General features: G+C 62.4%; 13 protein-coding genes. 9 read left to right on the forward strand and 4 right to left on the reverse strand.

From position 1 onward, the window contains the following. Positions 1-58: 58 nt before the first annotated feature. From HU770_RS08125 to HU770_RS08150, 7 genes are all read left to right on the forward strand, one after another. On the forward strand, positions 59-754 hold the full coding sequence (locus HU770_RS08125) for a hypothetical protein (RefSeq protein WP_186663457.1): 696 nt from the start codon (positions 59-61) through the stop codon (positions 752-754). A 61-nt stretch (positions 755-815) separates the two neighbouring features. After that, complete coding sequence (locus HU770_RS08130; RefSeq protein WP_186663458.1) at positions 816-1,145, forward strand: aspartate-semialdehyde dehydrogenase; 330 nt, start codon at positions 816-818, stop codon at positions 1,143-1,145. Positions 1,146-1,212: 67 nt separating this feature from the next. Next, positions 1,213-1,374, forward strand: a complete 162-nt coding sequence (locus tag HU770_RS08135) for a hypothetical protein (protein WP_077068735.1) — start codon at positions 1,213-1,215, stop codon at positions 1,372-1,374. A 135-nt stretch (positions 1,375-1,509) separates the two neighbouring features. After that, a complete protein-coding gene (gene ccoM, locus HU770_RS27320; RefSeq protein ID WP_003254862.1) occupies positions 1,510-1,626 on the forward strand; it encodes a cytochrome c oxidase subunit CcoM in 117 nt (38 codons plus the stop codon). 181 nt (positions 1,627-1,807) lie between these two features. Next, complete coding sequence (locus HU770_RS08140) at positions 1,808-3,796, forward strand: FUSC family protein (protein WP_186663459.1); 1,989 nt, start codon at positions 1,808-1,810, stop codon at positions 3,794-3,796. Then, a complete protein-coding gene (locus HU770_RS08145; protein WP_047583681.1) occupies positions 3,783-3,989 on the forward strand; it encodes a DUF1656 domain-containing protein in 207 nt (68 codons plus the stop codon). The genes HU770_RS08140 and HU770_RS08145 overlap by 14 nt, the downstream gene beginning before the upstream one ends. A 35-nt stretch (positions 3,990-4,024) precedes the next feature. Continuing rightward, positions 4,025-4,894 carry an HlyD family secretion protein gene (locus tag HU770_RS08150; RefSeq protein WP_186656876.1) on the forward strand — a complete coding sequence of 290 codons (870 nt, stop codon included), beginning with the start codon at positions 4,025-4,027 and terminating at the stop codon, positions 4,892-4,894. Between the two features lie 34 nt (positions 4,895-4,928). Here HU770_RS08150 and HU770_RS08155 read toward each other — a convergent pair whose 3' ends face one another. Continuing rightward, on the reverse strand, positions 4,929-6,143 hold the full coding sequence (locus HU770_RS08155; protein ID WP_033702614.1) for a GAF domain-containing sensor histidine kinase: 1,215 nt from the start codon (positions 6,141-6,143) through the stop codon (positions 4,929-4,931). A 183-nt stretch (positions 6,144-6,326) separates the two neighbouring features. Between HU770_RS08155 and HU770_RS08160 the strand changes: the two genes are divergently transcribed. After that, positions 6,327-6,647 (forward strand): DUF2025 family protein, encoded by a 321-nt coding sequence (locus tag HU770_RS08160; RefSeq protein ID WP_033702613.1) that lies wholly within the window; start codon positions 6,327-6,329, stop codon positions 6,645-6,647. 44 nt (positions 6,648-6,691) lie between these two features. Here the strand turns inward: HU770_RS08160 and HU770_RS08165 are convergent, their stop codons facing one another. Both HU770_RS08165 and HU770_RS08170 read right to left on the reverse strand, forming a co-directional pair. After that, positions 6,692-9,280 (reverse strand): EAL domain-containing protein, encoded by a 2,589-nt coding sequence (locus HU770_RS08165; protein WP_186663460.1) that lies wholly within the window; start codon positions 9,278-9,280, stop codon positions 6,692-6,694. 56 nt (positions 9,281-9,336) lie between these two features. Continuing rightward, entirely contained in the window at positions 9,337-10,410 is a 1,074-nt protein-coding gene (locus tag HU770_RS08170; protein ID WP_186663464.1) for a diguanylate cyclase, read from the reverse strand. 130 nt (positions 10,411-10,540) lie between these two features. Here HU770_RS08170 and HU770_RS08175 point away from each other — a divergent pair, with 130 nt between their 5' ends. Continuing rightward, positions 10,541-11,635, forward strand: coding sequence for an MBL fold metallo-hydrolase (locus HU770_RS08175; protein WP_186663461.1), 1,095 nt, complete (start codon positions 10,541-10,543; stop codon positions 11,633-11,635). Positions 11,636-11,638: 3 nt separating this feature from the next. Here HU770_RS08175 and HU770_RS08180 read toward each other — a convergent pair whose 3' ends face one another. Further along, positions 11,639-12,535, reverse strand: a complete 897-nt coding sequence (locus HU770_RS08180; RefSeq protein WP_186656884.1) for a formate/nitrite transporter family protein — start codon at positions 12,533-12,535, stop codon at positions 11,639-11,641. Between the last annotated feature and the right edge of the window lie 406 nt (positions 12,536-12,941).

Below are 12,941 nucleotides of genomic sequence, written 5' to 3' on the forward strand. Positions count from 1 at the left end.
AACAGTCTAGCCGTTTCATCGACCAACACCGTCTTGCCGACGAGGGCTGCGCACCGACATGTCCGCCAAGCACCGCTGGTTGAACGCTTCCCTGGCCTTGGGCAGCCTCGTGCTGCTGGCTGCGTGCGAGCAAAAAAACTTCGAGACCTTGCCGGCCATTGCGCCCGAGCAGCTTGAGGCGCTGGGCGTGCAGACGCCGATCAAGAGCGTGCATTTTCGTGACCGCGAGGGTGAAGGCCTGTTGGTGCTCAGCCGCACCGATGGCCAGGCCACCGACGCCGAAAACCAGCAGGAAGTCGACAAGGTGGTGCTCAAGGCCACGCTGTATGGGCGCACGGCAGAACGCGATGCGTTCAAGGCACGCTGGCAGGTCGAACAGGAAACCACCTGCCCAGGCTTGGACCTGGATGTCGACTTCTATACCGATGTCAGCGATGTCAGTGACCTGAACAAGGACGGGGTCGCCGAACTGACGGTAGCTAGCCATGCCTTCTGCGGCGGGGGGATCGACCCGCACGATATCGCCATCGAGATGCGCGAAGGGCAGGCCAGCTACACCATTACCGGGGAGTCGCTGATCACGCCCGCCGGCGAAGACCCGATAGGCGGAGAACGCGAGGACAGCGCCTCGCTCAAGGCCGCGCCGCAGGTACTGCGCGACCACATGGACGCGGTCTGGCAACAGGTCTACAAGCGGCCCTGGAGTGAGGCCAGCCCGCCGAGTGACGACGACCCTGACGACGAAACCGAGTAAGCGTTGTCTGTATTCAAGGTAGGTGACCAGCCGCCGATACAGGGGTAATAGGAGACTTTCCATGTTGCCGCCGATCATTCCGCTCAGTGCAGCACCGGTAACCTCGCAACAGGACCCGGTCAAGCCAACCCCCGACATCAAGCCGGTGGTTCCCACGCAGCCTTCGTCCGGTGAAAGCGCGATCGACCTCAAGCAGCAGCGCGACCCGCAAGAGCAGGCCTTGCTGCTGCGTGATGAACAACGATGGCAACAGCAGCGTCGACAAAAAAACGACGGCGAGCGTTACAGCGCGCTACCCGGCGATGAGGTCAACGCCGACAATACCGTACCGGTGGCACCGCTGATGGGCGAGCGCCCGCGTCAGGGGCTGCTGGTCGACATCGAAGTCTGACGCGGGGCTGGTCAGCGTCCGCGCCTGGCTTCATCATGCAAGCCTCCGTTGATCGTCGAGCCCACCCATGAGCCAAGACAACCTCATCGATTTCGATGCCGAACGTGCCAAGCGCGTCCACGACCTCAAGGAAAAGCGCCTCAACGAAGTGCGCCAGGCCTTCGAGCAGGCCATGCCCTTGAGCGCAGCCAAGAAAAAGAAACCCAAGGGCAAGCCCAAGAAGCGCTGAAACTTGACGCAGGTCAAGCCTGCGCCCGCCTCGCGTGCCCGGTCTCGGGCACCATTGACCCCGATCAATTTTCTGTGCCCCCACATTCGTTACCTTGCATCCATCGGACAACGGCAAACGAAGAGGGAGGCCGACATGTTCTTCGACAACGTGGTTATCGCAGGTGTGGTAACGGTCGGGTTGATGGTCGCGTTCTTTGCCGGTCTGGGCATTTTCATCTGGAAGGACTCGAACAAGCGCAAGCCGCGCTGACCTTCTGGGTTCACGAGCACGCAAGGCATTTAGGGCGACTTCGGTCGCCCATTTTTTTTGCCTGGAAAATGCCACGCAGCACAGTCCTTAAAAGATGATTAGCTAGCTAATTAATCGTTTGCGCATTATCCTTCTCTTCATTGTCTATCGTTTACCTGACCATCCCCGCAAGGTCCGCCTCGTGCCCATCACTCTCCAGGCCCTGTTCGCACCCAGCAGCCTCGCCCTGAAGTTCGCCATCAAGACCGTACTTGGCGGTGGCCTGGCGCTATGGCTGGCGATGCGTTGGGGGCTGGAGCAGCCTTCATGGGCACTGATGACCGCCTTTATCGTGGCCCAGCCGCTGTCGGGCATGGTGGTGCAAAAGGGCCTTGCACGTCTGGCCGGCACCTTGGTCGGCACCTTCATGTCGGTGCTGTTCATCGGCCTGTTCGCCCAGACCCCAGGCCTGTTTTTGATCACCCTGGCGCTGTGGCTGGCCCTGTGCACGGCGGCTTCGACCCAGCTGCGCAGTGCCTGGGCTTACGCCTTCGTGCTGGCCGGCTACACCGCAGCGATCATCGCCTTGCCGGCGATCGACCACCCGTTGCAGGTGTTCGATCAGGCTGTGGCCCGCTGCACCGAGATCTGCCTGGGGATTTTTTGCGCCACTGCCACCAGCGCCCTCATCTGGCCCATGCGCGTGGAACAGCAATTGAGCGGGCAGGCCCGGCAGGCTTGGCACAATGGCCTGCAGGCAGCCAGCGCCATGCTCGGCGGCGAAGATGACGCGCGCAAAGGGTTGCTGGAAAGCCTGGGGCGTATCGTTGCCATCGACAGCCAGCGCGAACATGCCTGGTTCGAAGGCAACCGCGGGCGCCAGCGCGCCCGCGCCATCCGTGGCCTGAGCCAGAAGCTGATGGTACTGCTGCGTATCTCCCGCGCGGTGCGCCGGCAGTGGCGCCAGCTTGATGAGCAGGAAACTCGGCACTTGGCGCCCTGGTTGGAAGCGTTGCGCGCGCAGTTGGGCAACCCCGATCAACCGAGCCTGTTGCTGTTGCGTCAGCGCATCTGGGATGCCGCCCATGACGAGCAGATCAGCTCTGCAGAACATTACTGCCTGGCACGCATGGCGCTGTTGCTGGATTACGCCATGGCCGCGACCCAGGCGCTGGACGACGTCGAAGCGGGCAGGGCGCCCAAGGATGTGCCCCAGGGCCTGGCCGCGCACCGCGATTGGTCGCTGGCCCTGTTGTTCGGTTCACGCAGCGCGTTGGCGTTTCTGGTGATGAGTGGTTTCTGGCTGGCAACAGCCTGGCCATCGGCGCCGGGTGGGCTGATATTGACCTGTGTGGTCTGCAGCCTGTTCGCCAGCCGCGAAAACGGCGCCCAGATCGGCCTCAGTTTCTTGCGTGGCATCTTTTTGGCGATCCCGGCGGCATTCTTGGTCGGGCAAATTCTGCTGCCCCAATGGAGCAGCTTCGCCATGCTCTGCCTGGGCATGGGCGTGCCGCTGTTTCTGGGCGCGCTGGGCATGGCCCACCCGCGTACCGGCGCTACCGCCACCTCCTATTGCCTGCACTTCATTGTCCTGGTGTCGCCGCTCAATGCCATGCAATTTGGCGTGGCCAGCATGCTCAACAGTGCGTTGGCCATGCTGGTGGGTGTGTCTGCGGCGGTCATGGCGTTCCGTTTGCTGGTGTTTCGCCACCCGGCGTGGCTTGGCCGGCGCCTGCGGGCAGCGACCCAGCACGACCTGGTGCGCCTGACCCGGCGCGACCTGCGTGGCGCCGACAGCTGGTTTGGCGGGCGTATGGCCGACCGCCTCATGCAGCTGGCGCGGCATGCCAGCGAGTTGCCTGAAAGCGAGCGCAAGCGCTGGGACGATGGCCTGCATGGCCTGGACATCGGCGACGAACTGGTGCACCTGCGCATGTGCCTGGCGGTCGCCCAGGCGCCGTTGGGCCGGGCCGAACGCGAGTACCTGCAACAGGTAGAGGCCGTGCTGGCCAAAGGGCCTGCGCCTGGGCGCGGGCAGCGACTGGACAACGCCAGCGCGCAATTCATCGAAGCGTTGCGCCGGCTGCCTGCGAGCGATCCGCTGCGCCTGGCCGAAGGCGCGGTACTGCAGTTGCAGAAGAGCTGGGGCAAGTGGTGCCGCTGGCAGGAGGACGTGCATGGGGTTGCGTGAATGGGCGCTGGGCGGCGTGCTGTTGAGCCCGTTTCTGGTTTATGTACTGCTGGCGCTGGTGTGCACCGGGCTGCTGCGCTTGTTGGTACAGGCCACGCCGTTGGGCCGCTGGATCTGGCATGAAGCACTGTTCGACGCGGCATTGTTTGTGTGCGTGTTGTACCTGGTAGTGCGCGTGCTGGGCGCTGCATAAGGGTTTTTGTCAGGGTTCAAGTAAGGAGTGATTCGATGCGTACCGTCGTACGTACCTTGGTGACACTGTGTGTGGTGGCCCTGGCCCTGTTGGCAGGCTACCAGCTGTGGCAGTACTACATGCTCACCCCCTGGACCCGCGATGCGCGTGTGCGCGCCGACGTGGTGGTGATCGCGCCGGACGTGTCCGGCTGGGTGCGCGAGCTGAAGGTGCATGACAACCAGCAGGTGAACGCGGGTGATCTGCTCATGAGCATCGACAGCGAGCGCTTTCAGGCAGCATTCGACCAGGCCAGCGCCGTGACCGAGACCCGCGCGCAGCAACTGCGCCTGCGCGAGCGCGAAGCGGCGCGGCGTACTGCCTTGGGGCCGGAGGCGATCAGTGCCGAGCTGCGGGAAAACGCCCAGATCAATGCCGCCATCGCCCGTGGCGAACTGCATGAGGCCCAAGCGCAATTGCAGGTGGCCAAAATCAACCTGGCGCGCAGTGAAGTGCGCGCGCCGCGCAGCGGGCACATCACCAACCTGCGCTTGGCCCAGGGCAACTACGTGAACACCGGTGAGTCGGTCATGGCCCTGGTGGATGACTCGACTTTCTATATCCAGGCTTACTTCGAAGAAACCAAGCTACCGCGCATCCGTGTGGGTGACCGGGTGAAGGTGTGGCTGATGGGGGCGGGCGAGGCGATGCAAGGGCATGTGCAGAGCATCAGCCGCGGTATTACCGACCGCAACAGCAACCCCGACAGCCAGCTGCTGCCGGAAGTCGAACCGACCTTCAACTGGGTGCGGTTGGCGCAGCGGATACCGGTACGGATCCGCCTCGACCAGATCCCGCAAGGGGTGAACCTCAGTGCTGGCATGACCGCCAGCGTGCAAGTGCATGAAGATCGGGGTCAACAGTGATCGCCCTGGCACGTGCCACGGCGGGTGCAGGCCTTCATGTACTGGCTGGCGGTGCTGCTGGCGCCCCAGGTTGACCCAGCGGCAGACGGAAGCTGAACAAGGTACCGTTGTGTTCGTTGGAGAGCACCTCCATGCGCCCACCATGTGCCAGCGCGATCTGGTTGGCGATGTACAGCCCGAGCCCAAGGCCTTGCTGCGGTACCTGTGACAGCGGGCGGGAGAAGGGTTGGAACAATTGCGCCAGGGTCTGCACGGCGATGGGGGCGCCGTGGTTGTGCACGCTCAGCACGAACTCACCGGCCTGGAGGGCCGCCTTGACCGCTACCGGCCCTTGCGGGTCGCCGTGGGTCAGGGCATTGGCGATCAGGTTCGAGAGCAGTTGGGTGACCCGTTCGCGATCACAGTACAGCCCGCCGATGTCGCCGATGTCCAGCACAATCCGCCGCTGCGGATGCACCTGTTGCAGTTCCGAGGCGACATGCCGCAGGCCTTCGGCAAGGTCAGGGCAAGCCTGCAGGTTCAAGGGGATGCCGGCACCGAGGCGGCCGCGGGCAAAGTCCAGCACATCGCGCACCAGCTGCGAGGCACGCCGGCCGCAAGTGAGGATGTGCTGGGCGATAGTGCGCTGCTGGTCGTCCTGCAGGCGCTGGGTGAGCAGCTCGGCACCGGCGGTGATGGCGAACAGCGGGTTGCGCAGGTCATGGCCGAGCACGGCAATGAACTGTTCGCGCACTTCGGCCATGGCCCGCTCCTTGCGCAGGGCCTGTTCGGTGCGCTGGGCGCCTTCCTCGCTTTCGATCTGGATGGCCAGCAGCCGGGCGAAGGATTCCATCATCGGCTGGATGGCACTGCCTTTAAGCGCTGCGGGTAAAGGGTCGAGGGCGCAGATGGTGCCGAAGAAGCGGCCATCGGTCCGGAACACCGGCACTGAAATGTAGCTTTCGAAGCGATAGAGCTGAGGCGTGTGGTGCCGGCAGTACTGCTCGTCTTCGCTGGCCTTGTCGATCACGATGGTCTGGTGCGTGCTGCGGATTTCGTGGCACAGCGTGGTGGCGACATCGAGTTCACCGCCCGCGGTCAGGCCAAAACCCAGGGTGTCGAGCACGGCACATGCCGTCCAGTTGCTATCGGTTACCCGGGCCACGGCGGCGAAGCGCATGCCCGTTGTTTCGCAGATCACCTGGAGGATGGCGGGCACAGCATTAATGCGGCCGATCGTGGCAATGTCGGCATGGATGGCGTCGGTCATTAACAGTCCCAGTGTTGGCGACGAAGGGGGTTCAGGACCATTCTAGCGGGCCTTTGGCAGGATGATGAAAAACCTTGGCGAATGCTCTACCACTTGCGTTAGGCTGGCCTTTGCGAGTCGCCCGGCAGAGGCGACCGTTTGCAGCCCGGCGTGCGTCACTTCCTTTCATTGCGAGGTTACGTCATGGCCATCACTTCCCAGGACATCTGCAACGCCGCAGAGCAGCTCAACGGTTTCGTCGGCTTTCACGGCAAGCGCGGCGTTCATATCGTGCGTTTTTCCGAGGACGCGTTCGGCATGGACGTGGCCGACGACAGTATCACCCCCTGCAACGAATTCGTCTGGCGACCCGAGCAAGGGCCGCGCATGGCCTTGTGCCGGTCGCGCCTGGCACTGTTGCTGGAGCAGCATGTGGACGACCGCCTGAACATCGGCGAGCCCTTGCGTACCTACTTGCGGCGCAGCGATTTGCCGGAGATTGTGGCCGAACGCAATAAACGCTGATGGCCCCTGTGTAGGAACATCCGTGCACCGCGAATAGGTTGTTCCTACAACAGATGGTGTGCCGAGCCTTCGGGGGCCTGTCGCAGCAGCGCCTCAAGGCTTTCTTTCGTCAAAGGTCGGCTCAGGAAGTAACCCTGCACTTCATGGCAGCGGTCCTTCTCCAGCGTCCTGAGCTGTTGTTCACTCTCCACCCCCTCGGCGGTCACCGTCAGCCCCATGGCTTCGCCCAGGTTGATGATCGCCTGGACCACAGCGCGATCATTGCCACTGGTGTTGTTCAGGCCGGCGATGAAGCGTTTGTCGATCTTTATGCTGTCGAACGGGTAGGTGCGCAGATAGCCCAGCGACGAGTAACCGGTGCCAAAGTCGTCCATGTTCAGGCGCACGCCAAGCTCCTTGAGTGACAGCATGGTGCTGAGTGCGCCTTCGATGTCGTTGAGCATCACGTTCTCGGTGATCTCCAGCTCCAGGCGCTGGGCGGGTAGCGCGGTTTCCAGCAGGATGTCGCGCACATCGGCCACCACATCGCTGCGCAAGAACTGGGCGGGCGACAGGTTCACCGAAATCACCAGGTCTGCCGGCCAGTCGTGGGCCGTGCGGCAGGCTTCGCGCAATACCCAACGGCCCAGCGCAACAATGATGTCGCTCTGCTCGGCCAGCGGGATGAAGGTGTCTGGCCCCAGCAGCCCTTCGTGCGGGTGCTGCCAGCGCAGCAGGGCTTCGACCGCGACGATGCGCAGGTCGCCCAGGCGATAACGCGGTTGGTAGTGCAGCTCGAACTCCTGGTTCTGCAGGGCACGGCGCAAATCGTTTTCCAGTTGGCGGCGGTACTGGATCTGCTGGTTCATTTCGGCGGCGAAATAGCGCCAGGTGCTCTTGCCATCTGCCTTGGCCTGGTACAGCGCGATGTCGGCGCAGCGGATCAGCTCGCCGGCATCGAAGCCCAGGGTGCGGCTTTGCGCGACGCCGATGCTGGCGCCAATGTGCAGAGGCTGGTTGTCAAACACGATAGGTTGCTGCAACAGGCTGATCAGGCGTGCGCAGAAGCGATCGACCTCGCTGCGGTTCTCCATGCCAGTCAGAACCAGGATGAACTCGTCACCCCCCAGGCGTGCGACCAGGTCGACATCGCGGGTGGTGTCGCGCAGGCGTGTCGCCACCTCTTGCAGCACGGCGTCACCGGCGGCGTGGCCGAGGGAATCGTTGATCGGCTTGAAGTTGTCCAGGTCCAGCAGCAGTAAAGTGAGTGGCGGCGAGTCGCTGCCGCGCAGCAGTACCTGTTCGAGATGCCGGGCGAGTTTGTTGCGGTTGGCCAGCCCGGTCAGTGGGTCGTGCAGCGAGAGGTGCTGGATGCGCGCATGGGCGTCGACCTCGTCCGTGATGTCGCTGGCGGTACCGCGAAAGCCGGTAGGCTTGCCGTCGTACCAGATCGCTCGCGCCGAGATGCGGCAGTAGCGGTTCTGCCCGTTGTGGTCACGGTAGGTGCAGCGCAGGTTTGCCAACTGCTGGGGGTCGGTGGCGGCCAATGCGTCGAGCCAAGGCGACAGCGGCGTGGTATCGCAGGCCAGCAGCTGGTTGACCGGCTGGCCTAGCCAGTCGTCAACCGGGTAGCCGGTGACGCTGACGAAACGTTGGGAAAGATAGGTCAGGCGTTGTTGCCGGTCGGTTTCCCAGATCCAGTCGGAAGCGGCTTCGGCCACGGCGCGAAAACGCTGCTCGCTGGCCTCCAGGGCCTGGTTGCTCTGTTGCAGGCGCTTGAGGCTGAGGTCGATGGCGCGGGAGCTGCGCAGGGCATGGCGGAACAGGTAGAGCATCACCAGGCCCAGGATCAACAAGGCGCAGAGCAGCGCAGGCAACATCGCCCACAGCAGTTGCTGCCCCGGCAGCGGGCTGGTCCAGGCCAGGTGGTAGCCGGTATCGCCCAGCTCGATGCGCTGATGGCCATGCTCACCTGTGCCGTGTTTCTCGATATGCATACCCGCCAGGCCCGCACCGGTGCCCAGGCGTGCGAGCTTGTCCTCGGTCAACTGGTCGACGAACAGCATGACGGGCGCCTGGCTCACTTCGCTGGCCGACACGTCTTTGTCGGGGCGTACGGCGGCCGCGCTGAGCACTGCAGGCCAGCCGTTGAACAGCACGAACCGGGTAATTTGTTCGCGAGCGCTGGCAGCCGCCCGCGCTTGGCTGATGATCGGTTGCAGGGGCGCTTCTATATAGGTACTGGCTTGCGCCACGCTGGGCTTGCCTTTGAACAGGGCGTAGGTGGTGCGCTGGTCGTCCACCACGAATATACCTTCATAGCCATTGGCGCTGTACAGCGATTCGCCGACGTTCTTCTCCTCATAGGCCCATTGCCAGTCGGCCTTGCCGGCCAGGTGCTCGAAGGCCGCATCCCACACGGCATAGCTGGACAGAAACTGGCGTGAGGCGAGCAGCCGTTGTTCGAGGGCCTGGGTGGCATGGAAGGCGCTGCGTTGCTGCTCCTGGCGATCGAGGGTGGCAGCAATATTGAGCAAAGCGCCCAACGTGACCAGGCAGGCCAAGGCGAAAACCGCGCAAAAGCCTGCAATCAAGCGGCGGACTTGGAAATGTGGGGTGGCAAGGGTGGGTGGAAGGTCGGCGTTCCTGGCCATGCGCGAGCGACTCCTTCAAGAACTGCAGCCTCCCGCAGGGCAATCAGGAAGGAGGTTCAGTCAGGATAGGCCAGCCTGAGCCCGGCGGCCTCGCTTTGCGCGAAATTGACCTGGTCACGACCAGCGTGCTTGGCGGTGTATAACGCCTTGTCAGCCTGTTCGAGCCAGTGCTCGGGCGATTCAAGGTCTGCATGAAACGCGGACAAGCCAATGCTGAGGCTGATGCGCAAATGCGGCAGCTGCGGATTGCGATAGTTCGCCACCCGCTCGCGCAAGCGCTCCATGGCCTGGCAGGCCTGCGCCTCGTGAGTGTCTGGCAGGATCACGCAGAATTCGTCGCCGCCATAGCGCCCGGCCTGGTCGACATCACGCAGGTTGCGTTTGAGCTCTTCGCTCATCTGGCGTAGTACGCAATCGCCGACCACGTGGCCAAAGGTGTCGTTGATGGTCTTGAAGTGGTCGATGTCGATGAGGGCGATCACCGCATGCTGCTGTTGTTGCTGGCAGGTCTGGAACCTGACCTGCAACAGGTCTTTCCAGGCCCCGTGGTTGAGCAAGCCGGTCAAGCTGTCGGTAAGGCTCAGCGCACTGAGGCGGCGTTTGTGCTCGGCCAGCTTGATTGCCAGTTGGTAGCAGACCCAGCCAAGGGCCAAGGGGTAGAGCGTCAACATTGGCAGGCACGCGTAAACCTGCAGTGGTGTGGCATTGAGTTGTAGACCGGGGCCGAACACCAGCGTGGCCCCGAGCATACCGGCGAGCTGTGCCAGTACACCGCGTACGAGCAGGCGCTTGCCACCTGCGGCGACGTTGTTCATGGTCATCATCGACAGAACGGTGACGCTGGGCAGTGGGTTGAACTGCATGGTGGCAGTCCAGAAGCCGCCCATCAGCGAGTCCAGCAGCAAGTTGCGTTGCTCTGCCTGGTAAGGCGTTGCCGAGCGGATTGCCCAGAGGTAGGCGGCATGTGGCCAGAAAAGGCCATTGAACAGTAACAGCAGCCAGGCCCACATGGGCGGCGACAGCGGCGCCACCGCTGCCATTACACTGAACAGACCGATGCCCATACCGATGATGCGCGGCAGGTAGATGCGCTTGACGAAAGTAAGTCCCTTGCCGCTGCGTTTGTCCATCATGGTTATCATTCTTCTGCCAAGGCGCCGTTTATCGCATAACTCGCGTGAATATTGTTGAACAGTGTTTCATCTATGAAAAATGACCTTACAAGCCAATTCACGGTTGATGCGATCACTGTGGGGTAATATGAAGGCTTTCCTGTTGCTCGGAGTGCTGCTGCTCATGGTCCCCACCGCTAACGCTGCCGGTGAGCCGGCGCCACACTGGGACGGACGGTTCCACAACCAGGCACGCCTGCCGCAGGACGGCGTGATGAAGAAGCTGCGCATTGGCCTCAAGTACCTGTTCTTGCGCAAACCCCCCGAAACCCGCCCTGCCAACCCCATCGCCGTGCAGCCCATGACCCGGCAGCAGGTGCTCGACGCACCTGATCACAGCCTCTGGCGCTTGGGCCATTCCACGATATTGCTCAAGCTGCGGGGTCGCTTCTTCATCACCGACCCGGTATTCGCCAAGCGCGCCTCCCCGGTGCAATGGGCAGGGCCGCAACGTTTTCATGCCCCACCACTTGGGCTGGACGAGTTGCCGCCGTTGGCTGCGGTAATTCTGTCCCATGATCACTTCGACCACCTGGACGAGCAGGCGATTCGTCGGCTTGCTCCGCGTACCGGGCTTTTCCTGGCCCCGCTTGGCGTGGGTGACCGGTTGATCGAATGGGGCGTTGAGCCTGACAAGGTACGTCAGTTGGATTGGTGGCAGGAGACCGAGGTCGACGGCGTGCGTTTCGTCGCGACCCCGGCGCAGCATTTTTCTGGGCGTGGTCTGTTCGACAGCAATCAGACCTTGTGGGCGTCGTGGGTGATCATTGATGAACAGCTGAAGGTGTTCTTCAGCGGTGATACCGGGTACTTCGATGGCTTCAGGCAAGTTGGCGAGCGCTTCGGGCCTTTCGACCTGACCCTGATCGAAACCGGGGCCTATAACGTCGCGTGGCCGAACGTGCACATGCAGCCAGAACAGAGCCTGCAGGCACACCTGGACCTGCGCGGGCGCTGGTTGCTGCCGATTCACAACGGCACGTTCGACTTGTCCATCCATGGCTGGCAGGAGCCGTTCGAGCGCATTCTGGCGCTGAGTGCGCAAGCGCAGGTGCGGCTAAGCACGCCGCAAATGGGCGAGCGGGTCAGCCTGGACTCGCCCCATGCCGGGCAGAATTGGTGGCAACCAAGGCCTGCGCAAGAGCGCAGGCGGACGGCCGAGCGTGCAGTGGCGGTGCGCTAAGGGTCATTTCCCCGCCTCTTGCCGACGCGGGGAGGGCGGCGCCTGGTCGTCCAGCAGCCGCGAAGGCGGCTTGCCGCTGTCACTGCGTACCTGCGCATGGCTGATCAGCGCAAAGATGAAGCTGCCACCAATGATGTTGCCGGCCAAGGTCGGCAGGGCGAACTCCATCAAGAAGCTGCGCCAGGTCTCTTCACCGGCCCAGACCAGGTAGGACACCTCGACCGAGCCGACGACGATATGGGTGAAGTCACCCAAGGCCATGAAGTACGTGATCATCAGGATGATCCAGATCTTGGCGTGCTCCATCGACGGAATCATCCAGACCATGGTTGCGATCATCCAGCCCGAGACGATGCCTTTGGCGAACATCTGGCTGATGTCGTTCTTCATTACCTTGCGGCCGACCTCGAGGAAGGCCACGTCGGTCTTGCTGTCGAAGATCGGCAGCTCCAGCATGACCCAGGCCACCAGCAAGGTACCCGCCAGGTTGCCGAGCAGTACTACGCTCCATAGGCGCAGCAGGCGGCCGAGGTTGGCCAGCGTGGGCGTGGTCATCACCGGCAGCACCGCGGTCAGCGTGTTCTCGGTGAACAGTTGCTGGCGGGCGAGGATTACCGCAAGGAAGCCCGCACTGTAGCCGATGCTTGCGATTACCTGGGCGCTGTCGCCTTCCGGCAGGCGGGCATAGAACAACCCCATGGCCATGAGCGAAAGCCCCATGGACAACCCTGCAGCCAACGCCGACCACCACAGTGCTGCGAGGGTGCGTTCCAGTTCCTGGTCGCCTTGGGCGCGAATGATTTCGTGCAGCACCGCTGCCCGTGGCGGCTGGTTATGGCTTACTTCCTGCTCTTCATCCGCCGACAGGCCAGGCGTTTTCTCGCTTTGCGCATCGCTCATGATTGCCACGCTCCGTGGTGTGTTTATCTACAGATCGGTTGCGCCTTAATTAGTTGCGGGCGGGGTAAACCGCGATTGGAAAGTTTTTTCAGCTCAAGGTGTTGACTCTGATTTCAAAGCGCGTATTATTCGCCTCCTCGCAGCGATGAACGCTTCGGGGTAAGCGGTAAGTTGTTGAAGTTAAACGCTTTCGAAAGAAAGCAGCAGTAAAAAAAACTTCAAAATAAACGCTTGACAGCAAATGAGGAAAGCGTAGAATGCGCCCCTCGGTTGAGACGAAAAGCTCTTAACCAACCGCTCTTTAACAAATTGAATCAAGCAATTCGTGTGGGTGCTTGTGAGTATGGACTGATAGTCACAAAGATTATCAGCATCACAAGTGACCATGCGAGAAATCACATAGTCA

Origin of the sequence: Pseudomonas sp. SWRI68 (assembly GCF_014269165.1) — a bacterium.
GTDB classification, from domain to species: Bacteria; Pseudomonadota; Gammaproteobacteria; order Pseudomonadales; family Pseudomonadaceae; genus Aquipseudomonas; species Aquipseudomonas capeferrum.